Below are 22,672 nucleotides of genomic sequence, written 5' to 3'. Positions count from 1 at the left end.
GACCCCACCCGATGCCAAGGAGGCTCCCGTGTACAAGGTCAGCCGCACCGGCAGTCGCGCGCTCAGTGCCGGCGCCGCGGTTGCCACCGCCACCCTGCTGCTCGCAGGGTGCTCAGGCAACGCGTCCCAGGGCTCCGGGTCGGCCGGCGCCGACTCCACGTTGGTCTTCGGCATCACCGCGGATCCGACCCAGATGGTTCCGTGGACCAGCACTTCCGAGCAGTCGATCCAGGTGCTCTCGCAGGTCTACTCGACCCTGCTGGACACCGACGCCGACCATAATCCGATCGCCGGCCTGGCGGAGCTCCCGAAAATCTCCGCCGACGGCATGACGTACACCTTCGCCCTGAAGAAGGGCCTGAAGTTCACCAACGGCTCCGCGCTCGACGCCACCGACGTCAAGTACACCTTCGACAAGATCATGGACCCTGATTCCAAGGCCAGCTCGAGGTCGTACTTCGCCTCGGTCGCCGGTGTCCAGGCGCCGGACCCGAACACGGTCGTGGTCAAGCTGAAGAAGCCGGACGCGTCGTTCCCCGTCGGGCTGACCGGTGTGAACACCGGGATCGTCCCGTCGGACGTCCCGGTCGACAGCCTGGAGACGAAGCCGGTCGGCTCCGGCCCCTACCAGTTCGTCGGGCGGACGCCGAACGAGTCGATCACGCTGCAGCGCAATCCGGACTTCTCCGGCGGCAAGCCCGGCGCGGCCAAACTGGAGTTCCGCATCATCCCCGACGACCAGTCGATGGTCTCGGCACTGAAGACCGGATCGGTCGACGTGGCGGTCTTCGACAACCCTGTGACGGCCAAGACCGCCACGTCGGACAAGGTCAAGGTCGACACCGTCTCCTCGCTGCAGTACCACGTGCTGCAGCTCCGGGCGGCCGCTCCGGCACTGGCCAACGTCAACGCCCGGCTCGCGATCCAGTGCGCGATCGCCCGCAAGGAGGTGGTCGACTCCGCCGCGCTCGGTGCGGGCGACATCACCGGGCCGATCACCTCCCCCGAGTTCAAGTCCGACCCGAATGCCCAGCCGTGCGCGACGCAGGATCTCGCAAAGGCGAAGGACTACCTGGCCAAGGCAGGCAAGCCGGGCGGGTTCGCGCTGAACCTGATCACGTCGCAGGGCCTGTACTCGACCGCGGTGAACGAGGCCCAGAACGTCCAGGCCCAGCTCGGCAAGGTCGGCATCAAGGTCAACGTGCAGACGCTGGACTCGAACACCTACGTGCAGAAGTGGCTCGCGGGTGACTTCGAGGCCGCCATCGCGCAGAACGGCGGCAGCGCCGACCCGAACACCATGTACGCGCGGTACTTCACGTCCAACGGCAGCTACAACAAGGTGGCCGGCTACAGCTCGCCGGAGCTCGACAAGTTGTTCGCCGAAGGCATCGCCACCACCGACACGGCCAAGCGGCAGGCGATCTACAAGCAGCTGTCCGAGCAGCTGGTGAACAACGCGGCCTGGGTCTGGTTGTTCACGCCGAAGGAATTCATCGCGGTCAACACCAAGGTCAAGAACTTCGAGGCGCGCAGCGACGCGAGCCTGTCGACGCTCTGGAAGGCCTCGCTGTCCTGATGAACCAGCTCCGTGTCCTGGCGCGCCATCCCGTCACCCGACGGGTCGGTGAGGCGGTCGTGACGCTGGTGGGTGTTTCCGTACTGACCTTCGTGCTGCTGCGAGTTGTCCCCGGCAACCAGATCACGGCGTCGTACGGAACAGCCGCCGGTGAGCTGTCGCCGGAGCAGGTCCGGTCCCTCGAGGCGTACTACGGCCTCGACAAGTCACTGCCGGTCCAGTACTTCGACTGGCTTCGCGGGGTCCTGACCGGCAACCTCGGCGTCTCCACCACCTCGCACGTCAGCGTGGCGCAGCTGACCGCGCAAGCGTTGCCGAACACCCTCGAACTGGCCGTGCTGTCGATCCTGGTCGGTCTCCTCCTCGGTGTGCCGCTGGGCGTGCTCGCCGCGAGCCGTCCGGGCAAGTCCCGGGACAACCTCACGCAGTTGAGCAGTCTGTTGGCGTTGTCCGTTCCGTCGTTCCTGCTGGCCACCGTCCTGGCCAGCTGGCTGGCCAACAACTTCGGCTGGTACCCCAACGGCGAGGGGTTCCGCACACTCGCCCAGGACCCCGGCCTGAACCTGCAGCAGATGATCCTGCCGGTCCTGGTGCTCGGCATCAGCATCGCTCCGCCCGTCCTGCAGACCACGCGGACAGCCATCCTGGCCATCCGCGCCGAGGACTACGTCCGCACGGCCCGGGCCAAGGGCGTGCCCGAACGACGCCTGCAAACCAGGCACATTCTGCGCAACGCCCTGATCCCGGTGGTGACGATGACCGGCCTGCAGTTCGGCTTCCTGCTGGGCGGTGCGTTGGTGGCCGAGCAGATCTTCGCGATCCCGGGGATCGGCCGGCAGGTCCTGCTCGGCCTCACCCAGAAGGAGTACGCCGTCGTGCAGAGCACCGTACTGATCATCGCCACGATGTTCGTGCTGGTGAACCTGCTCACCGACCTCGTCTACCGCGTCGTCGACCCGAAGGCGCGGGTCCGATGAGCGCAGCGACCGAGCTGAACAACGTTCCTGACGTCCCGATCGACGCGACCCGACGCAAGCGCGCGTGGCTGTCGGCCTTCCGGACCCCGGCGGGCCTCGTCGGCGTGATCCTGATGCTGCTCGTGCTCGTGGTCGCGCTGCTCTCGCTGTTCGGCCTCACGCCGTACGACCCGGCGCACCAGAATGTCGCGGACTCGCTCAAGTCTCCCGGCTCGGGGCACTTGTTCGGCACCGACCAGTTCGGCCGGGACATCTTCTCGCGGGTCTCTTCCGGGCTGGCGAACTCGTTGCGGATAGCAATCGTCTCGGTGGCCGCGGCCGCGATCTCCGGAACCGTGCTCGGCGTTCTCGGCGGCTACTACCAAGGAGTCGTCGACCGCATCGTCGGCGTCGTCACCAACGTGCTCTTCGCCTTCCCGTCGCTGTTGCTGGCGCTCGCCCTGGCCGCGACGCTGAAGCGCAACTGGTTGACGGTCAGCATCTCAATCGCCATCGTCTACCTGCCGATCTTCGCCCGCGTCGCGCGCGGACCTGTGCTGACGCTGCGCTCCGCCGACTACGTGCTGGCCTCGACCGCGATCGGCCGCAGCCGGTTCTCGACGCTGTTCGAGCACGTCCTGCCCAATATGCGCGGCATCCTGGTCGTCCAGATCACCCTGTCGCTGTCCTGGGCAATCCTCACCGAGGCCTCACTGAGTTTTCTCGGCTTCGGAACCCCGCCTCCGGCCGCCTCCCTCGGCGGCATGGTGTACGACGCCCAGACGCTGTCCAGCGTCGCGCCGTGGATGCTGCTGTTCCCAGGCATCGCGCTGATTGTGGCAGTCATTGGCCTCAACCTGCTCGGTGACAGCCTCCGCGCCGCCCTAGACCCCCGGAGCGGGGGCCGTCGATGACCGCACTCGCCGACGTCGTCGACCGGCTGCTCGCTCTCGGCGACGAGCGCCATCGGCCGGCCAGCGCGATCGTCGGAGTACGGATCGGCTCGAAGAGCCAGGTGGAGGCCGGAGGCTGGGCGGTGCTTCCCGGGCCGGGTATCGCCGGTGTCCCCATGAACCGCCCCTTGGCCCTGGACCTTGCCTCGGTCACGAAGGTTGCTTCGACCACCACGCTCGCCATGTCCTTGGTCGCCGAAGGTCAACTTGACCTGGAATCACCCGTTCGCCGCTATCTGCCACAGTTCGTCCGCGATGTCACCGTCGAGCAACTGCTGACTCACACAGCCGGACTACCACCTTGGTGGCCGCTGTACTGCGAACCGGGCGATCGCGACACCGCCCTGCACCGAGCGCAGACAATCCCCCTCGCCGCCGCGCCCGGCACCACGTGGACGTACTCCGACCTCGGACTGATCCTGGCCGGACTTGTCATCGAACGCATTACCTCGCTCAACCAGGCGGAAGCCTTCCAGAAGTTGGTCGCCGAGCCGCTGGCTCTGACCGCTTCCTACGGCTCGATCCCCGCCGGGCAGGCCGTCACGAGCGCAGACAGCGACGCCTACGAGTTCCAGATGATCGCGACCGGCCGGCCGTACGCGGTTCCCTTCACCACTGGATCGTTCGAGGGCTGGCGCCAGCGAGCCCTCCGCGGCGAGGTCAACGACGGCAACGCCGCCCATGCGCTGGGTGGCGTCGCCGGTCACGCCGGTCTCTTCAGTACGGTCGACGATCTACTGCGTCTGGGTGCCGCTCTGCAGAGTGGAGAGCTGTTCGGTCGTGAAGTGTTGGAGCGATTCGCACGACCGACGACTATTCAGCCTGATCAGGCGGTCGGATTCCGCCGGACTACTGAAGGACCGTTGACGTTGCTCCACCACGGTGGATTCACCGGGACCTTCTTCGCTCTCGCGCTCGAGCGTCCCGTGGTGATCGCCGGCGGTGCCATGCGCCTCTACGGCACCCTCGGCCCGCTGGGATCAGCCGTGCCCACGGACCGCCTGGCCACCGGCGCCGAGATCAACGCCTGCCTGCTGGACGGCGCCGTACAACTGCTCGATCAGTCCGAGACCGCGAGTGAGGAACGATGACCACCAGCCCCGCACCGGCTCGCGAGCTGGTCTTGAAGGTGCGCGACCTGTCGGTCACCTTCACCACCTCGCGCGGCGAGGTCGAAGCCGTCCGCAACGTCAGCCTCGACGTCGCCGCTGGTGAGACGCTCGCGATCGTCGGGGAGTCGGGCTCCGGCAAGTCCACCCTGGTCGCGTGCGTGAACCGGTTGCTCGCCGACAACGGCCGGATCTCCGGCGGCACGATCATGCTCGAGGATCTGGACCTCACCGCCGCGAGCGAGAAGCGCATGACCGCCATTCGCGGTAACCGCATCGGTCTGGTCCCGCAGGACCCGATGACGAATCTGAACCCGGTGATGAGGATCGGGGCGCAGATCGTCGAGGCACTCGAGGTACACGGCTTGGCCAAAGGTCAGGCCGCTCGCACCGAGGCCATCCGGCTGCTCGGCGAGGCGGGCATCAGCGATGCCGAGGCACGCTTCAACCAGTACCCGCATGAGTTCTCCGGCGGCATGCGGCAGCGGGTGCTGATCGCGATGGCGCTCGCGTGCCGGCCCGAAGTACTGCTGGCCGACGAGCCGACCTCGGCGCTCGACGTGACCGTGCAGCGCCTCGTCCTGGACCAGATGGGGCAGCTCGCCTCCGAGCTCGGCGCCGCAGTACTGCTGATCACGCACGACCTCGCGCTGGCCGCGGAGCGCGCCGATCGGGTCGCGGTCATGTATCGCGGCGAGATCGTCGAGACCGGTCCGGCCGCCGAACTCATCGCGGATCCGCAGCACGAGTACACCCGCCGCTTGCTCGCCGCTGCGCCGGGCATGGCCAGCGCGAAGGTCGCTTCAGTACGTCCTGCCGCCGATGAGGCAGCGCGGGAGAACCTGTTGGAGCTGACCGGTGCCGTCAAGAAGTACCGCATCCGTGGCCGCGCCGAGCCGTTCCTTGCCGTCGACAACGTCGACCTGGTCATCCCGCGTGGACAGACCGTCGCGATCGTGGGTGAGTCCGGCTCCGGCAAGTCCACGACCGCGCGTCTCGCGCTGCGGCTCGAGGACGCCGACGGCGGCACCGTTCGTTACCGCGGAACCGACGTCTCCGCTCTGCGGGGCAAAGACCTGATGGCGTTTCGCCGTTCCGTCCAGCCGGTGTTCCAGAACCCGTACGGCTCGCTCGATCCGCGGTACACCATCGGCCAGGTCGTGGCCGAGCCCTTGCGGGTGCACAAGATCGGCGACGCCGCTGCTCGCCGGAAAGTAGTGACCGAGCTGCTGGACCAGGTTGCCCTGCCGGCCTCCTTCGCCGACCGTTACCCGCACGAACTGTCGGGGGGTCAGCGGCAACGCGTCGCGATCGCGCGCGCCCTCGCGCTGAACCCGGAGCTGGTCGTCATGGACGAGGCCGTCAGCGCACTGGACGTGCTCGTCCAGGAACAGATCCTGGACCTGATGGTCTCGCTGCAGGACGAGCTCGGACTCTCGTACCTGTTCATCAGCCACGACCTGGCCGTCGTACGACTGGTGTCCCACCACGTCTACGTGATGAGCGCGGGACAGGTCGTCGAGTCCGGCGACCCGGACACGATCTTCCGGTCCCCGCGCGAGGAGTACACAAAACAGCTGATCGCCGCCATCCCCGGCCACACCCTCACCGCGGCCTAGCGGGCCAGATACCGCCGTACGTCGTCGGCGACCTGCGCGCGGCTGTCCAGCTCGTACTTGCGCAGGATCGTGCTGAGGTGGGACTTCACGGTGTTGAGGCTGATCCCGAGCTCGGTGGCCAGCTGGTCGTTGTCGTAGCCCTCGACCAGCAGTAACGCCACGCCCTGCTGCGCGCGAGTGAGGGTGTTGAAGCGGCGCTCCGGGCCTTCGTCGACGTCCAGCATCATCTCGATCAGCTCGGACTGGGTCTGCTCGGCGGACCGGATCAGGCCTTCGAGGTGGACCCTGACGGCTTCGGCCATCTCGCCGGCTTCGAGCGCTTCGGCCGCCGTCGTACGCAACGAGGCGATCCGGTTCGAGAGGTACTCCATGACGTGGTCGGAAGTGAGTACGTCGGGAGTGTCGTCGCCGGCCGGCAGCAGCCGCAGGGCATCGCGGTCCTCGACCTCGCGGTTCAGCACCCGGGCGACCATCTCGGCGAGCCACTCGAACGCCCGAACCGCGTTGTCGTCGTAGCTGTCCGGCTGGTAGCTCTGCATCGAGATCATCCCGTGCAGCTGGCCCCCGTGCCGGAAGAGCGGCACGGTGACAGCGTCGGCCGACTGCTTGCTGGTGTCACCGCACGGTACGCCGGCGTTGAGCACGGCGCCGTCGTCGTACGCGAAGCGGTAGGTCTGGCGATGCTTGAGCAACCAGGCCGTCTGACCGTTCGGTCCGTAGGTATGCGTCGCCGGATCGTCGAACTTGCCGCCCTCGTAGCCGTACGGATAGCGCACCCGGTTCGAGCCCTGCAGGAAACCGACATAGAACGTGTCGACACGGGCGAGCTTGCACGCAACGCCGCGCACATAGTCGTACAACCCGTGATGGTCGGTGCGATACAGCGCCTCGATCTTGTGGAACGCCTCGCGCAGAATGATCGCCGTCTCGGCGTCGAGCCGCAGAGCTCCCTCAGATTTCCCGATCGGCATGTTCGCCCCCTTCTAGTATGCACAGACTGCGCCGCTCAGGGGGCAGCCAACGAGCCGTCCGGCAAGTCGCGAATGGTGCGAATCCGGCGCCGGCACAACTGGCTCAGGGACAGCATCGCGACAGCAGAGCAGAGGGTCAGGGCAACGATCGGACCGCGCCGCTCGCCCAGCGGCGCCAGGGCGTCGACCGAGATGCCGCCGATCAGGGCCCCGACGGGAATGGTGCTGAGATTGATCGTGCGTGCCGTCGCCTGGACCCGGCCGAGGAACGCGGCCGGGGTGATCCGCTGCCGCAGCGTGATCACCGTCGCGTTCCAGACCGGCAGCCACATCGACGAGACGAACATCAGACCCATCAGCCACAACGGAGCTCCGCCCAGCAGGCTGAGGGGCGCCAGGAGCCAGATCATGCCCTCGAGACCCGTGAGCAGGAGGGTGCGGCCGACGCCGATGCGGCGGAGGAGCCAGGTGGTGGTCGCGGCGCCGGTGATCGCACCGACCGCGCCGACGGTGAACACGACACCGACAGCGCCCGCCGACAGGTCGAGGGTTCGGTACATGAACACGATCAGCACTGTGCGGTTCGCGTTGATCCCCAGGTTCCGCAGCGCGGCGGATGTCGTCAGCGAACGCAGGATCGGGTTACGCCAGACCACGCGGATCCCGGCCACGATGTCCGCGAGGAGATGGGTACGCCGGTCCGGGCGCTCCGGCTGGTGTTCCGGCGTACGGATCGAGGCGATCCCGATCATCGAGGCTGCGAACGATGCGGCATTCGCACCGAACGCGGCCGCGAGCCCGCCGAACTGCAGCAGCGGGCCGCCCACGGACGGTCCGGCCAGCCGGGAGACCGAGTTCGACAGCTCGAGCCGGACGTTGCCACGGGCGAGATCGTCGCCGACTAGCAACGACGGCAGGTACGTCTGGTAGGCGATGTCGAAGAAGATCGTCGCCGTCCCGACGACTCCCGCCACGACGTACAGCAAGGGCAACGACACCCATCCGGCCGCCGCGCAAACGACCAGGACGACGAAGCACGTCATCCGTACGGCGTTGGCCGCGATCATCACCGGCCTGCGACGGACCCGGTCCATCAATGCCCCGGCGAACAGACCGAGCACGGGGTAGGCGACGGTGCCGACCGCATTCAGGCCGCCGACCTCGGTCGCGGAGGCGCCGAGGCTGATGACGGCCGCCGTCGGCAGTGCCAGCGTGGCGACCTGATCGCCGAGCAGGCTGACCGACTCGCCGAACCACAGCGACCGGAAGTCACGCGATCGCCGACTGCCAACCGTTGTCGTCTCGGGCTCACTCATCACAATCCGCCGGAAGGTCAACGGGTCACGACGGTAGCCATGGCACGGGCCGAGCACTACCGGTCATGACCGATTCGCCGTCGGATTGCAGGAAGTTGCAGTGCCACCCCCGGAGGAGTGATTTGGTTCACTTCGGTGGAGATACATAGCATTCCTATGTATATTTGTGGGTGTGATTGCTACGGAGCTGACTCGGCTCGGCGAGGATGTCGTCGTCGCGTCGTCGCGGTTGACCCGGATGGCGACCCGCGACGTGAACACGCTGCCGCACGCCGCGATGCGCGTCCTCGGGCGGCTGGACGAGCTGGGACAGGCCCGGATCAGTGAGCTGGCCAAGGCCGACCGGACCTCTCAGCCGACGATGTCCACTCTCGTCCAGCGCCTGGAAGAGCAGGGCTGGGTGCGCCGAGCCGCCGACCCGGGCGACTCTCGCGCCAGCCTGATCAGCCTCACCGATGCCGGCCTGGCCGAGCTGAACAGCGCCCGGCGGCAAGCCGGCGTCGCGCTGGCCTCCCGGCTTCATCAACTCTCCGCGACGGACCTCACCACGCTGGAGGCCGCGGTCGCCGTCATCCACAAACTCCTCACCCTCGAACCTCTGGAGGACACGCCCCGGTGAGCAACTCATCGTTTCTGAAGCAGCCCAAGTCCGTCTGGGCGGTCGCGTTCGCCTGCGTGATCGCATTCATGGGCATCGGCCTGGTGGACCCGATCCTCAAGCCGATCGCCGAGCAGTTGCACGCGAGCCCGTCCCAGGTCTCGCTGCTGTTCACCAGCTACATGGCGGTCATCGGTGTCGCGATGCTGATCACCGGCGCGGTCTCGAGCCGGATCGGCGCGAAGCGCACCCTGCTGATCGGCCTGGCCATCATCGTCGTGTTCAGCGCACTGGCCGGTATGTCCAACAGCATCGGCATGATCGTCGCGTTCCGGGCCGGCTGGGGCCTCGGCAACGCGTTGTTCATCGCGACCGCCCTCGCCACGATCGTGAACTCGGCCGCCGGCTCGGTCGCCGAGGCGATCATCCTCTACGAGGCCGCCCTTGGCGTCGGCATCGCGGCCGGACCGCTCGTCGGCGGTGAGCTCGGCACGATCTCCTGGCGCGGCCCGTTCTTCGGCGTCGCTGTACTGATGACGATCGCGCTCGCCGCGACCGCGTTCCTGCTGCCCGCCTCGCCGCCGGAAGCCCGCCGTACGTCGATCCTCGAGCCGCTGAAGGCACTGCGGCACCGGTCGCTGGCGACTGTGGCGATCACCGCCCTGCTGTACAACTTCGGCTTCTTCACACTGCTTGCGTTCACTCCGTTCCCGCTGGCGATGTCGGCGCGGCAGATCGGGCTGATCTTCTTCGGTTGGGGCCTGTGCCTCGCGTTCACCTCGGTGTTTGTGGCGCCGCGGCTGCAGCGCCGGTTCGGCACGCTGCCGGTCGCGATGACTGTGCTGTTGCTCTTCAGCGCGGACCTCGCGGTCATGGGTCTCTTCGCGCACCACAAGGCGGTGCTCGCGATCGGCGTCGTCGTGGCCGGTCTGTTCCTGGGCATCAACAACACGCTGATCACCGAGGCCGTCATGTCGGCCGCTCCGGTCGAGCGCGGCACGGCGTCCGCGGCGTACTCCTTCGTCCGCTTCTCCGGCGGTGCCGTCGCTCCCTGGCTGGCCGGAAAGCTCGGCGAGGAGTTCAACATCCAACTCCCGTTCTACGTCGGTGCGATCGCCGTCCTACTCGCGGTCGGCGTACTAGCCACCGGCTGGAAGCCCCTGTCCCACCTCCGCGTCCCCACCAACCACTCCGAAGTCGAGGCCGAGGCCCTAACCGTCGCCGACGCCTAACCCGGGACCAACCAGCCGCACCCAGCAGCTCGCCCGCCACCCCACCAGCTGAACCGTTGCCGGCCTGCTCGTTTCACTGGAGCTGCCGGTTCGCTGACCGCGAACCTCCCGACCCACCCCCGACCCGTCCCCACTCACGACCCCATCACCCGACCCGCCGGAGATCGATTCTCCGGCGGGTCCTCGCGTTTTAGCCCGCTCTCGGGCTGGCCGGACCATACCAAACCGTATGGTATGTTTTTGGGGTGGTTACACGGACTGAGTGGTTGGATGCGGGGCTTGAGTTGTTGGCGACCGAGGGGGCGCCGGCGATCACGATCGAGCGGTTGACCGATCAGCTCGGGGTGACGAAGGGGTCGTATTACCACCACTTCGGGAGTGCCGGCGGTTTCAAGGCGGCGCTCATGGAGTACTTCGAGGCGCAGTACACGACCCGGTTGATCGACACCATCGACGCCGAGGACGCGAAGCCGCGGGCGAAGTTGGAGCACCTGTTGCGGTTGGTGCTGGCTGATCCGGATAGTGCGGCGGTGGAGATTGCTGTGCGGGCGTGGGCCTTGCAGGATCCCGAGGTGCGCGCCGCGCAGGAGCGGGTGGATGAGGCTCGCACGGCGTACCTAAAGGAGCTGTGTCGTGGACTCGGCGCGGACGTTGATCCGGACCGGTACGCGCAGTTGCTGTATCTGATTCTGATCGGGGCCGAGCAGGTGTTGCCGCCGGTCGAACGCACCGACCTGCGCGAGATCTACAACCTCACTCTCCGCTTGATCGATTAGAGGGAGCGAACGATGCCGACGACCCTGCACGAGCTCGACGACCTGATCCCGGTCGCGGACGAGATCGACGTGAAGACGGCGAGCGCCGACGTGACGCTCCGGGAGTTCGTTGCGGGTGCGCTGGGCCACAGTCCGTTGTGGGTCAAGGGATTGTTCGCGATCAGGATCGCGGTCGCAGCCGTACTGCGTCTCGAGACAGTCGCGCCCGATTCGCGGCGGATTCGCCCCGACACCGTGAGCTTCACGCCCGGCGAGAAGGACGCGTTCTTCACGGTCCTGCGCGGCGAAGAGGACCACTACCTGCTGCTGAAGGTCTCCGATAACCACCTGATCGGCTACCTCGCGTTCATCACCGACAACGAGCGGCCGGCCAAGTTCCAGGTGGTCACCCTCGTGCAGTACCTGCGGCCGGCCGGGCGGTTCTACTACAACCTGATCCGCCCGTTCCACCACCTCGTCCTGCTCAGCATGTGCCGAGCCGGCGAGACGTCGCACGCCAAGCAGTGAGCGCCGCCGCCGTACCGACCACGACCAGCGCGGACGCGAAGATCAACCCGAGCACCCGCCATGGAATCGCCAACGCAGCAAGGCCGTAAGGCCCCGCCGCGATCCCAGCCAGCGCGGCAGCGGCAACCAGAGCTCCGAGCAGTACACCGACTACCACGACGGTCGCTGACTCCACAACGGCAATCGCAACGACCTGCCCACGCGTCAGCCCGGCCATCCGCCCCAACGTGAACTCACGCCGCCGATCAGCCGTCGACATCACGACCGCATTGACGACCGCGACGGCCGTGAAGATCCCCGCCAACCCCATCAGCGCAGCGAACAGCCCCGAGTTGCTCCGCTGCTGCGCCTCACCCCGCGCCCGCGCCCATTCCTCAACAGTCTGACCCACCATCGTCGTACCGGGCGCGAGCTTGACCAACGTCTCGGTCCGCCCACCGGCAGGCAGCAGGCTCCGCGGGATGAAGAAGTTCTCGCTGACATCGAGCGTCTCCGGCATGATCGCGACAACCTTCACCGCGATCGTTCTGTTGCCAAGAGCAACCTTGAGCACCGACCCGAGCTTGTAATCCTCCACCGCCATCCCCGGGCCGATCGCGATCGTCCGCCCGGTCAACCGATCCAGCGAACCCTTCCGCGGCCGCAGCTTGTGCGTCTGCTGGTACGCCGCCGCGTCGATCCCGATCGCCTCGGAGTACACCGCACTCTTCCCCCGCATGACAACGATCGGTACGGCGGTCTGCGCCGACGCCGCCACGATCCCCGGCCCCGGCGCAACCGCATGATCGACAACGACATCCGCCGTGATCAACCGCTCCTGCTCCACCCCGACCGCCTTCGCCAGCGAGCCGAACGTCCCCCACAGCCCGACAACCAGTCCGACGAGCACGATCAACGGCGCCGCGGTCGCCGCACTCCGCCGTACCGCGTGCAGCACACCCGCCCGCGCGAGATCCGCTATCAAGTTGCCGCGGACAACGATCGCGGGAACCCGACCGACGAGTGGTACGACGACCGGACTCAGCTGGCTCAGCGCGACCGACCCGCTGATCATCACGACCAGTCCGATCATCAGCCCCGCAACGAGATCCCGCGCCGCCTGTGCCGCGATCACCAGCACTACCGTGCCGAACGCAGCCGACAACCCCCAGCACCATCGCCACCCCGTCATCACCCGCCGTGCCGCCGACCCCTCCACCACCGCCTCGAGCGCACCGATCCGCGATGCCCGCCAGGCCGCCGCGAGTACGCCGGCCAGCGCCGTACTCACGCCCACGATCATCGCCGCCCATACCGCCCCCTGATCCCACGGCGCCGCGAACCAGCTCGGCAGCATCCCCAGCTCCACGAGCAACCACGACTGCGCCCACGTAGCGACCACACCGAGAGGCAGCCCGACCACACTGCCCACCAGCCCGAGCAGTCCGGCCTCAGTCACCACCATCAGGCACAGATAGCCCCGCTGCGCCCCCACCAGCCGCAGTAGCCCGAACTCCCGCCTCCGCTGCACAGTCATGAAGCCGAACGTCGTACTGACGATGAACACGCTCAGGAAGACAGCCAGCATCACCGACATCCCCAGCAAGGTCGCGGCGCCGACGTACCCCTCCCGGACCTGGGCGCGCTGGTACGCCGACAGCCCGGCCGGCAGTACGGGCCGATCCGTCGCAGCCAGCATCTGCAACCCGGACTGCACCAGCCCGACCCCTAGTGCGACCGCAACCACCGCACCGGCGAACAACTGCCACCTGGTCCGCAGCGCGCCGACAGACAACCTCAGCATGCGCCCAGCCAACCTGCTCCGACCGCCCCAGCACTCTGGCCTCAGCACCCGACCGCAGGTAGCCCGTGCGCTACCTCAGCACCTGCACCAGCGCGGCGACATCCTGCTGGTCAATCTCACGCGCACCTATCAGTGCCTGCATCAGCAACCCGTCCAGGGCAGCGACCAGCAGCGTCGCCTTCTGCGGATCCGCGGTGAACGTACGGGCGATCTCCGTCAACGGCTCCAACCACGCTCCAGCCGTTTCGCGGAGCTCCGGCCGCCGTGCGGCGTACAGATAGAGCTCGTACAGCGCGAGCGTCCGGCCACGCCGCCGTACAACGCTGTGCTCGATCAACCGCGCCAGTTCATCGGCCGGGCGCGCGCCGAGCTCGCTGCCTCGCCCGTGCAGTTCGACAGCGAGATCCTCGGCGGCTGAGCGGAGCGCGGCGACGAGCAGATCGTCGAGCGTTGGGAAGTGGTAGGTGATCGAGGCGACCGACACATCGGCCGCGGCGGCCACCGCGCGGTGGCTCACACCTGCGACTCCGTCGCGTTCGATGACGGTCAAGGTCGCGCGCAGCAACTCGCTCCGCCGCTGCTCACCACGCAGCCGCCGGCCGTCTGCAACCCTCCTGACCTGCACGAACAGCAAACTATCAGGACGTCTGTACGGATTGTTTTTGGTGCCCGGAATCGCGAGATCGGCACGTTTTCCCGTCTTAGGCTCGGATTTCGTGGCCAACGATTTGAGTACTGCGATGCGGCGCGCCTTGAAGCGTGCGGACGACGGCAAGACCCTCGACCCGGCGGAGGCGGAGGTGCTGCTCGGCGCGAGCGGCGACGCGCTGACCGCACTGATGGCGACCGCGGCCCGCGTCCGCGACCAGGGCCTGGCCGACGCCGGCCGGCCGGGCATCGTCACGTACTCGAAGAAGGTCTTCATCCCGCTCACCCGGCTCTGTCGGGACCGCTGCCACTACTGCACGTTCGCGACGACGCCGGGACGCGTGCACGCGCCGTACCTCTCGCCGGACGAGGTGCTGGAGATCGCGCGGCAAGGCGCGGCGCTGGGCTGCAAGGAGGCGCTGTTCACCCTCGGCGATGCGCCCGAGGACCGGTGGGACGCAGCGAAGCAGTGGCTGGAGGAAGCCGGGTACGACAGCACGCTCGACTACGTCCGGGCGATGGCGATCCGGGTCCTCGAGGAGACTGGCCTGCTGCCCCATCTGAACCCAGGCGTGATGTCGTGGCAGGACCTGCAGCGGTTGAAGCCGGTCGCGCCGAGCATGGGCATGATGCTCGAGACGACCTCGCGCCGGCTGTTCGAGGAGAAGGGCCAGCCGCATTTCGGGTCGCCGGACAAGGACCCCGCGATTCGGTTGCGGGTGCTGGAGGATGCCGGCCGGTCGAACGTACCGTTCACGACCGGCCTGCTGATCGGGATCGGCGAGACGCTGCCGGAGCGGGCGGACTCGATCTTCGCGCTGCGCAAGGTTGCCCGGCAGTACAACGGGATCCAGGAGGTCATCATCCAGGGGTTCCGGGTGAAGCCGGACACGGCGATGCGCAACGACGCCGACGTACCGCTGGACGAGTGGCTGGCCGCGATCGCGGTCACGCGGATCGTGCTCGGGCCGCGGGTACGGGTGCAGGCGCCGCCGAACCTCGTCGACCTCGCCGAATGCCGTGCGCTGCTCGACGCCGGCGTGGACGACTTCGGCGGGGTCTCGCCGCTGACGCCCGACCACGTGAACCCGGAGCGTCCGTGGCCCCAGATCGACGACCTCGCCAAGGTCACCGCCGACGCGGGATTCGTACTGCGTGAGCGGCTGACGGCGCACCCGGAGTACCTGCGCGAACCCTGGTTGGACCCGCGCCTGATCTCCCACGTCGAGGCTCTGGTCGATCCCGCGACCGGTCTGGCGCGTGAAGAGGCCAAGCCCGTCGGCCTGCCGTGGCAAGAGCCGGACGGCGGCTGGGACAGCGTCGGACGCACCGACCTCCACACGGCGATCGACACCGAAGGCCGTCGCACCGAAACCCGCTCGGACTTCGACGCGGCGTACGGCGACTGGGACGTACTGCGAGAGGACGTCGCGGCACGACGCGCGGCAGAAGCAGAAGCGTCTGGCGGGACCACGGCCGAGACGGCAGCCGGCTCGCCCGAGCGGATCTCCGCCGAGGTGAAGGCGGCCCTGGCCGCCGCTGAACGCGACCCGGCCGGGCTGTCCGACGCCCAAGCACTCACCCTGATGACCGTCACCGGGCCGGCGCTCGACCAGCTTGCGCGGATTGCCGATGAGTTGCGCAAGGCAACGGTCGGGGACGACGTCACGTACGTGGTGAACCGGAACATCAACTTCACCAACGTCTGCTACACCGGCTGCCGGTTCTGTGCGTTCGCCCAGCGCCGCACCGACGCCGACGCCTACTCGCTGTCGATGGACGAGGTCGGCCAGCGCGCCGAGGAAGCCTGGGTCATCGGCGCCACCGAGGTCTGCATGCAGGGCGGTATCCACCCCGACCTCCCCGGTACGGCGTACGCCGACCTCGTCCGCGCGGTCAAGGATCGCGTTCCGCAGATGCACGTCCACGCGTACTCCCCGATGGAGATCGTGAACGGCTCGGTCCGCACCGGCCTGTCGATCGAGGAGTTCCTGATCTCGGTGAAGGAGGCCGGCCTGGACAGCATCCCGGGGACCGCGGCCGAGATCCTCGACGACGACGTCCGCTGGATCCTCACCAAGGGAAAGTTGCCCACGGCAAGCTGGATCGAGGTGATCAGCACCGCGCACAAGGTCGGTCTGCCGTCCAGCTCGACGATGATGTATGGGCACGTCGACGCGCCGCACCACTGGGTCCAGCACCTGCGCACGATCGCCGCCGTCCAGGACCAGACCGGTGGGTTCACCGAGTTCGTCCTGCTGCCGTTCATCCACCAGAACTCGCCGATCTACCTGGCGGGAGTCGCGCGCCCCGGCCCGACGTACGACGAGAACAGGGCGGTGCACGCGATGGCGCGGATCATGCTGCACGGGCGGATCGACAACATCCAGTGCTCATGGGTGAAGCTCGGTGTCGACGGCTGTGTCGCCGTACTGAACGGCGGCGTCAACGACATCGGCGGCACGCTGATGGAGGAGACCATCAGCCGGATGGCGGGCTCCAAGCACGGCAGCCGCAAGTCGATCGCCGAGCTCACCGCGATGGCGACCGCTGCCGGGCGACCGGCCCGGCAGCGCACCACGACGTACGGCGAGGTCCCGGCCCGCCCGTCGCTCGAACTGGCCTGATCACTGCACCGGGTCGAGGTCGACGGCACGCGTACGCCGCTTGGCCCCGACCCGGTGACCGATGGTGACGAGCAGGAGCCCGACGGCGTAGATCCCGGCGGTGACGCCGAGGTAGCCGAACGGCAAGGCGTCCGGGTCTTCCGGGAAGGCCTGGTGGCTGTCGCCGACCCACGACCTCAGCAGGTAGAGCGTCTGGAACGTGAAGCAGTACGCGAAGATCGCGATGTACGCGACGTAGGCGGCGAGCCGGTTGCGCAGGAAGAATCCGAGCGGGAACGCGAACAGGATGGTGGCGGCGGCAATCATGGGAAACCCCTTCTCGAGTAGCTGACTCCCCCACGGTCGCGTTCGGGGGCGGCGTACCGCATCGGTGCTGTCGCCGGACCTTGCCCGTGGACAGCCGCTACGTGCTGACACTGGTGCGCGAACGGCAGTCCGCGGTCATCATGTGGATGTGCTCCGGCGTCGGCGTCTGGTCGTCGCCGCGACGGTCCTGTTCGTCGCGGCTGCCGCCGTACGCGCCGCACTCGCCTACGGGCCGCCCTCGATCGGACAGCCGGCCGACTGGCCGCTCACCAGCGCTCTGTTGCTGCCTGCGCTGCTGCTCGGTTGGCTAGTCGTCGTACGGGCTCCGGCGAGTCCGATCGGACCGGCGCTGGCGCTGACCGCGACCATGCCCGCGCTCGTCTTCACCGTCGAGGACTGGGGTACGACGGCACGGACCTCCAGCCCGTGGCCGGCGGCATCGGCTGTCGACAAGGTCGCGGTAGGGGCTTGGCCGTGGCTGTTCCTCGGCTTCGTCACGCTGGTCCTGCTGTTCCCGGACGGCCTACTGCCCGGCCGGCATTGGCGGTGGATCTGGGCTGCGATGCCGGTCTCGGCAGCTCTGGTGAACTTCGTCGTCGCCCGGGAAGACGCCGCGCAGACCGACACCACTCCGGCGCGGGCGGTCCTGATCGTCATAGCGTTTGCGACGTTCCTGGCCACCTTGCTCGCAGCCGCGTCCAGCCTGGTCGTGCGGTACCGACACGGCGATCAGCTCACCCGGCAGCGGCTGCGCTGGCTGATGGCCGCGGCCGTCGCAGTGCCGATCCTGCTCGGCCTGAGTTGGGTGGCGAGTGCTTTGGGCGCTCCCGGAACTCTGGCCTACACCTGGTTCCTGATCGCCATGCTCGTCCTGGTCCCGGGTGCGATCACGGTCGCGATCCTGCGGCACGACCTGTTCGACATCGATCGGCTGCTCGGCGCGACCGTCAGCTGGCTCGTCACGACCCTGATCTCCGCAGGCGTGTTCGCAGCCGTGGTTCTCGCGATCGGCGGGTTCTTCCCGGACCGGGTCGGCATCACTACCGCCGCCTTCGTGACCGCCCTGGCCCTGCTTCCCCTGTACCACTGGATCCATCGCACGGTCGGCCGAGTGGTCGATCCGGATCGCACGGTCGCGCTGGCCCGGATCCGCGACTTCGTACGGCGGGTGCGTGACGGCGAGGCCGAGCCCGAACAGATCGAAGCCGTACTGCGCTCAGCCCTCGACGACCCCGGCCTGCAGGTCCTGCTGCGACGCCCCGGGTCGGAACTCGAGCCGCCCGACGGCGCGATCCCGTTGCAGACCGGCGATTCCGTGGTCGGTGCCCTCGTCCTCGGTACGACGTCCGCGCGGCGGGTCCGGCGAGCACGGGAAGCAGTCGTCGAAGCCCGGCTGCCGATCGAGGTGAGTCGGCTGCAGCTCGAACTGCGCGAGGCGTTGACCGAGGTTCGGACCAGCCGAGCCCGGCTGATGGACGAGGTGAATGCCGAGCGGCATCGCCTGGAGCGCGACTTGCACGACGGCGCGCAACAGCGGTTGATCGCGATCGGGATGCGGTTACGTTCCGTCCAGTACCAGCTCGAGCCCGGCATACCGGCGTACCGCGAGCTCGATGAAGTCGTCGAGACGCTCGAGGACACTGTCGCGGAGCTGCGGCGGATCGCGCACGGGGTTCGGCCGAGCCGGCTCGACGACGGTCTCGCGGTGGCGCTGCGGCACTTGGTCGCGGACAGTGCCCTGCCGGTCGATCTTGTCGTACCCGAACTGGAGGTCGGCGAGAGCGCGGCGACAACGGTCTACTTCACTGTTGGTGAGGCGATCGCGAACGCCTTGAAGCACGCGCGGGCGACCCGGATCTCTATCTCGGTCGGACTGACAGATCAGGTACTGCGCGCGGTGGTGCGCGACGACGGCGTGGGTGGAGCCAAGGAAGGGTTCGGGTTGACGTCATTGCGAGACCGTGTCGCCTCGGTCGGCGGGGAGTTCACCGTGGACAGCCCGCCCGGGGCCGGGACCTCGATCACGGTGGAGATCCCATGCGCATCGTGATCGGCGAGGATTCCGCCTTGTTTCGTGAGGGTTTGAGCCGTCTGCTCACCGAGAACGGCCACGACGTCGTCGGTACGGCAGACACGGCCGACGAGCTGGTCGACGTCGTCCGCGCGGCGGATCCCGATCTGGCCATCATCGACGTACGGATGCCGCCGACGATGACGGACGACGGGGCGCGGGCAGCCGTGATCCTGCGGGCGGAGTCGCCGGCGCGGCCGATCCTGATGCTGTCGCAGCATATCGAGACGCGTCACGTCGTCGGACTGGTCGGCACCGGCGGGTTCGGCTATCTGCTGAAGGATCGGGTGCTGCGCGTCGGGGACTTCCTCGACGCGATGCGGCGGGTGGTGGACGGCGGCTCCGCACTCGACCCGGCGATCGTCGCGGCGCTGGTGACGCCGACGCGCATCGACGATCCGGTTGCCGCACTGTCGGCGCGGGAGCGTGAAGTGCTCGCGCTGGTGGCCGAAGGGCGCTCGAACAGCGCGATCGCGGCGCACCTCGTGCTCGCCGAGCGGACCGTCGAGAGCCACATGCGCAGCATCTTCCAGAAGCTCCGCATCGACGAGGCGCCGGACACTCATCGCCGCGTGCTTGCTGTCCTCACCCAGCTGCGTCAGTGAGAGTCTTGACGAGTGGTTAGTTGTTGCAGAAGGCAACATCTGCACGGAAAGTGAGGAAACTTTCACTGAGCGTTGCTTACTTCAAAGGCAATGCAAATGTTTGAACCGGATGATTCCCGGTAGTAGCGGCCCCATGCCAACGTTGCCTTGTCGGCGACGGACGGGTCGCCGGCAACGGGTCCAAGTGGTTACCCGACGAGCTCCCGTCCGCGACCGGACTGTACCTCCCCTGCCGGCCTCGGAATGAGCTTCGGGTCCACCCTCCTTCGGGCCACTTGCCCTCTCGGGGCAACAGCAGGACGCCGGCCGTGCCGGTCGGGCGTTGGTCGCCAGTGAGGTGGCGACCAACGTCCGGCACGGTCGGCGTTTTTATGTGGAGACTTCCTCGCCGTACTGGTGCTGCTGGGGACCAGTACAGCGGGGAAGTTCCTTTTCCGGGGGCTGCCGGATTCCGGTTTGCTAGTAGGGGCTAATAGGGGTAGGTGTCGTCGCGCCGGGTCGGGTCCAGGTCCCACAGGGAGAACTCGACCACCTTGTGCGATTCCTCGCCGCCGCCGGGGATCAGCCCGAACGACTCGTACTCCTTCGAGCCGAGTCCGTCCAGGTAGCAGAGCAGCTCGAACGCCGACTGCGCGTCCTCGATGTCGTCGATCACTTCGTCGTTCTGCGCCTCGTCCGCGCGGCTCCGCACATACTGCACGAAGGCCTCCGGGTCGGTCACCACATAGTCGTAGCGCGCCTGGTAGCTGAGCCGGACACCGTCCTCCGGCAGCAGCGGCTCCCCGAGCTCCTCGAGATCGTCCAGACTGCCGCCCTCGACGATCTCGCGGTAGTCCGCCGGGTCGTCGAAGTCGTCCGGTCCCAGCGGCAGGTCGTCCAGCTCGTCGGGGTCGTACGAGTCGATCCCGAGGAAGATGTCGCCCCAGCCGCGTTCGTGCACCGCGTCCGCGAGCGCCCGGGCCTGGACCCGGACGTTCTCGATCGCGCCGGTGGCCCGCAGGTCGTGCAGGTCCAGAGCGTCGGCTTGCTCAAGCAGTACCCGGGCGAGTTCGCGGGCGGCCTCGGCAGCCGACGCGGGTTCGATCGACTCACTCATGCTGTGACGGTACAACCATCGGCACCTCCACTGCCGAGCCCGGTACTCCGAACGCGTCGACCAGCTCCACAGCGGCAGGCCGGATTGCCGCGCACAACTCGTTGACCAGCGCCGTGATCGCCTTCGACCGGCCGGCCGACAGCCGCCCGTGCTCGAGGTACCACGCGCGCTCCGCCTCGATCGTCGCCAGCGCATGCAGGTCGTACAGGTCGTGCAGCCGCTGTTCGATCTCCTCCGGGGCCTCCCGCACCGCCGCCTGGAACGCTTCGAGGACGACCCGGTCGACATGCGCCCGCCCGGCCGCGATCACGTGGTCCTGGCAGCGGTTGAACACGTCGAACGGCTCGTCGCCCGCGTCGATCCCGGCCTTCAACCGCCGCGCGACGCCGGCCAACATGTGCTCCTCGCGGAACCGCAGCAACCCCGAGTGGTACGCATCGTCCCGCAACCCCGCATCCGGATCCGCCGCATCACTCCGATTCGGTACGACGTCCCGCAGCCGCTCGATCACCGGTCGGAGCGCAGCCTTCTCGACCGCGATCTCGACCGCCTGCGCCGCGATGAACCGCGCCGTACCGAGTGGATCGAGCTTGCCGAACGACTCCCGGTAGTCGGTCAGCAGACCCTTGGCCACCAACTGCAGAAGGACGGTGTTGTCGCCCTCGAACGTCGTGAACACATCGGTGTCCGCCTTCAGCGTGGCCAACCGGTTCTCCGCCAGGTAGCCGGCGCCGCCACACGCCTCGCGGCACATCTGGATCGTCTCGGTCGCGTGCCACGTCCCGAGCGCCTTCTTGCCGGCGGCCTGCGCCTCCAACGCCCGCCGATCGTGCTCGTCGCGATCGTCGTTGAACACCCGCGCGAACTCCTCGACCAGCTCGGCCTGCGCGAAATGCAACGCATACGTCCGCGCGAGCAACGGCAGCAAGCGCCGCTGATGCATGCGGTAGTCGAGGAGCACCGTTTCCTCGGCCTTGCCCGGAGCGCCGAACTGACGCCGCTGATCGCCGTACCTGATCGCGATCGTCAGCGCTACCTTGCTCGCGTTGATCGCCGCGCCGCCGACGGACACGCGTCCTTGCACGAGGGTCCCGAGCATCGTGAAGAATCGCCGGTCCGGGTTCTCGATCGCGCTCTTGTAGTTGCCATCGGCATCGACTTGGGCATAGCGGTCCAGCAGCGCATCCCGCGGCACCCGGACCTGCTCGAACACGATCCGTCCGTTGTCGACGCCGTTCAGCCCGAGCTTCGGTCCGCAGTCCGACAGCGTCACGCCCGGCAGCGGCGTACCGTCCTCGGCCCGGATCGGCACCAGCAGGCAGTGCACGCCATGGCTCTCACCACCGACGACAAGCTGCGCGAACACCGCCGCCATCCGCCCATGCCGCGCCGCGTTACCGATGTAGTCCTTGCGTGCCTCCTTCGTCGGCGTGTGAACGACGAACTCTCCCGTTGCTTCGTCGTACGTCGCCGTCGTGCCGAGCGCCTGCACGTTCGACCCGTGACCGGTCTCGGTCATCGCGAAGCAGCCGAGCAACCGCCCGCTGACCGCATCCGCCAGGTAACGCTCGTGGTGCTTCTCCGTCCCGAGATGCAGGATCGCGCCGGCGAACAGCCCGAACTGCACACCCGCCTTCACCATCAGCGAAAGATCACCGAAGGCCAGCGTCTCGAACCCCGCGATGAACCCGCCGAGATCACCCTCGCCTCCGTACTCCTTCGGATACCCACGCGCAGGCAGGCCGTCCGCAGCCGACTCCAGCAACAACTCGAGCACCTTGTCCCGGTACTCGTCACGCGGCAACCGCACCGCCAGATCCGCCAACTCACCGTGCCCAGCCAGCCTGTCCCGCACGATGTCCCGCGCCGCCTTGTGCGGCCCGTCCAAGTAGTCCCGCATCCCCGATGTGCTCATGTCCT

The 22,672-nt window shown here is 67.8% G+C and carries 19 protein-coding genes; 12 read left to right on the top strand and 7 right to left on the bottom strand.

The window, feature by feature from the left end:
- The first annotated feature begins 28 nt into the window (after positions 1 to 28).
- The 5 genes from AB0J62_RS31470 to AB0J62_RS31450 are packed head-to-tail and all read left to right on the top strand — an operon-like array spanning position 29 to position 6,216.
- The gene (locus AB0J62_RS31470) at positions 29 to 1,579 is read left to right on the top strand and encodes an ABC transporter substrate-binding protein (RefSeq protein WP_363878666.1); all 1,551 of its coding nucleotides are present in this window, start codon (positions 29 to 31) and stop codon (positions 1,577 to 1,579) included.
- Positions 1,579 to 2,556 (top strand): ABC transporter permease, encoded by a 978-nt coding sequence (locus AB0J62_RS31465; RefSeq protein WP_363878663.1) that lies wholly within the window; start codon positions 1,579 to 1,581, stop codon positions 2,554 to 2,556. Before AB0J62_RS31470 ends, AB0J62_RS31465 begins: the two co-directional genes overlap by 1 nt.
- Complete coding sequence (locus AB0J62_RS31460; RefSeq protein WP_363878660.1) at positions 2,553 to 3,449, top strand: ABC transporter permease; 897 nt, start codon at positions 2,553 to 2,555, stop codon at positions 3,447 to 3,449. Before AB0J62_RS31465 ends, AB0J62_RS31460 begins: the two co-directional genes overlap by 4 nt.
- Positions 3,446 to 4,579 carry a serine hydrolase domain-containing protein gene (locus AB0J62_RS31455; protein WP_363878657.1) on the top strand — a complete coding sequence of 378 codons (1,134 nt, stop codon included), beginning with the start codon at positions 3,446 to 3,448 and terminating at the stop codon, positions 4,577 to 4,579. Before AB0J62_RS31460 ends, AB0J62_RS31455 begins: the two co-directional genes overlap by 4 nt.
- Positions 4,576 to 6,216: an ABC transporter ATP-binding protein gene (locus tag AB0J62_RS31450; RefSeq protein WP_363878654.1), complete on the top strand. Its 1,641-nt coding sequence runs from the start codon at positions 4,576 to 4,578 to the stop codon at positions 6,214 to 6,216. The genes AB0J62_RS31455 and AB0J62_RS31450 overlap by 4 nt, the downstream gene beginning before the upstream one ends.
- Here the strand turns inward: AB0J62_RS31450 and AB0J62_RS31445 are convergent.
- Positions 6,213 to 7,187 (bottom strand): LuxR C-terminal-related transcriptional regulator, encoded by a 975-nt coding sequence (locus AB0J62_RS31445; protein WP_363878651.1) that lies wholly within the window; start codon positions 7,185 to 7,187, stop codon positions 6,213 to 6,215. The two genes, AB0J62_RS31450 and AB0J62_RS31445, sit on opposite strands and share 4 nt — an antisense overlap.
- A 35-nt stretch (positions 7,188 to 7,222) precedes the next feature.
- Positions 7,223 to 8,503, bottom strand: a complete 1,281-nt coding sequence (locus tag AB0J62_RS31440; RefSeq protein ID WP_363878648.1) for an MFS transporter — start codon at positions 8,501 to 8,503, stop codon at positions 7,223 to 7,225.
- A 172-nt stretch (positions 8,504 to 8,675) separates the two neighbouring features.
- On the opposite strand from AB0J62_RS31440, the gene AB0J62_RS31435 reads away from it, so the two are divergent.
- From AB0J62_RS31435 to AB0J62_RS31420, 4 genes are all read left to right on the top strand, one after another.
- On the top strand, positions 8,676 to 9,122 hold the full coding sequence (locus AB0J62_RS31435) for a MarR family transcriptional regulator (protein WP_363878645.1): 447 nt from the start codon (positions 8,676 to 8,678) through the stop codon (positions 9,120 to 9,122).
- Positions 9,119 to 10,333 (top strand): MFS transporter, encoded by a 1,215-nt coding sequence (locus tag AB0J62_RS31430; protein ID WP_363878642.1) that lies wholly within the window; start codon positions 9,119 to 9,121, stop codon positions 10,331 to 10,333. Before AB0J62_RS31435 ends, AB0J62_RS31430 begins: the two co-directional genes overlap by 4 nt.
- A 245-nt stretch (positions 10,334 to 10,578) precedes the next feature.
- Positions 10,579 to 11,109 (top strand): TetR/AcrR family transcriptional regulator, encoded by a 531-nt coding sequence (locus AB0J62_RS31425; protein ID WP_363878639.1) that lies wholly within the window; start codon positions 10,579 to 10,581, stop codon positions 11,107 to 11,109.
- A gap of 12 nt (positions 11,110 to 11,121) precedes the next feature.
- Positions 11,122 to 11,616, top strand: coding sequence for a DUF2867 domain-containing protein (locus AB0J62_RS31420; protein ID WP_363878636.1), 495 nt, complete (start codon positions 11,122 to 11,124; stop codon positions 11,614 to 11,616).
- Here AB0J62_RS31420 and AB0J62_RS31415 read toward each other — a convergent pair.
- Together AB0J62_RS31415 and AB0J62_RS31410 are read right to left on the bottom strand one after the other, a co-directional pair.
- Positions 11,573 to 13,399 (bottom strand): ABC transporter permease, encoded by a 1,827-nt coding sequence (locus AB0J62_RS31415; protein ID WP_363878633.1) that lies wholly within the window; start codon positions 13,397 to 13,399, stop codon positions 11,573 to 11,575. The genes AB0J62_RS31420 and AB0J62_RS31415 overlap by 44 nt on opposite strands.
- A 70-nt stretch (positions 13,400 to 13,469) precedes the next feature.
- The gene (locus AB0J62_RS31410) at positions 13,470 to 14,024 is read right to left on the bottom strand and encodes a TetR family transcriptional regulator (RefSeq protein WP_363878630.1); all 555 of its coding nucleotides are present in this window, start codon (positions 14,022 to 14,024) and stop codon (positions 13,470 to 13,472) included.
- Between the two features lie 115 nt (positions 14,025 to 14,139).
- Between AB0J62_RS31410 and AB0J62_RS31405 the strand changes: the two genes are divergently transcribed.
- On the top strand, positions 14,140 to 16,674 hold the full coding sequence (locus AB0J62_RS31405) for a bifunctional FO biosynthesis protein CofGH (protein WP_363879238.1): 2,535 nt from the start codon (positions 14,140 to 14,142) through the stop codon (positions 16,672 to 16,674).
- On the opposite strand, the gene AB0J62_RS31400 is transcribed toward AB0J62_RS31405, so the two are convergent.
- Positions 16,675 to 16,980 carry a hypothetical protein gene (locus AB0J62_RS31400; protein WP_363878626.1) on the bottom strand — a complete coding sequence of 102 codons (306 nt, stop codon included), beginning with the start codon at positions 16,978 to 16,980 and terminating at the stop codon, positions 16,675 to 16,677.
- A gap of 148 nt (positions 16,981 to 17,128) precedes the next feature.
- On the opposite strand from AB0J62_RS31400, the gene AB0J62_RS31395 reads away from it, so the two are divergent.
- Both AB0J62_RS31395 and AB0J62_RS31390 read left to right on the top strand, forming a co-directional pair.
- Positions 17,129 to 19,030, top strand: a complete 1,902-nt coding sequence (locus tag AB0J62_RS31395) for a histidine kinase (RefSeq protein WP_363878623.1) — start codon at positions 17,129 to 17,131, stop codon at positions 19,028 to 19,030.
- A complete protein-coding gene (locus AB0J62_RS31390) occupies positions 19,018 to 19,656 on the top strand; it encodes a response regulator transcription factor (RefSeq protein WP_363878620.1) in 639 nt (212 codons plus the stop codon). Before AB0J62_RS31395 ends, AB0J62_RS31390 begins: the two co-directional genes overlap by 13 nt.
- A gap of 469 nt (positions 19,657 to 20,125) precedes the next feature.
- Here the strand turns inward: AB0J62_RS31390 and AB0J62_RS31385 are convergent, their stop codons facing one another.
- Together AB0J62_RS31385 and AB0J62_RS31380 are read right to left on the bottom strand one after the other, a co-directional pair.
- Positions 20,126 to 20,752, bottom strand: coding sequence for a hypothetical protein (locus tag AB0J62_RS31385; protein ID WP_363878617.1), 627 nt, complete (start codon positions 20,750 to 20,752; stop codon positions 20,126 to 20,128).
- Entirely contained in the window at positions 20,745 to 22,667 is a 1,923-nt protein-coding gene (locus tag AB0J62_RS31380; protein ID WP_363878614.1) for an acyl-CoA dehydrogenase, read from the bottom strand. The genes AB0J62_RS31385 and AB0J62_RS31380 overlap by 8 nt, the downstream gene beginning before the upstream one ends.
- Positions 22,668 to 22,672: the final 5 nt, after the last annotated feature.

The organism is Kribbella sp. NPDC049584 (assembly GCF_040675555.1).
Lineage (GTDB): Bacteria > Actinomycetota > Actinomycetes > Propionibacteriales > Kribbellaceae > Kribbella.
The sequence above is the reverse complement of the archived record's forward strand: the minus strand, read 5'-3'. Positions and strand labels throughout refer to the sequence as shown.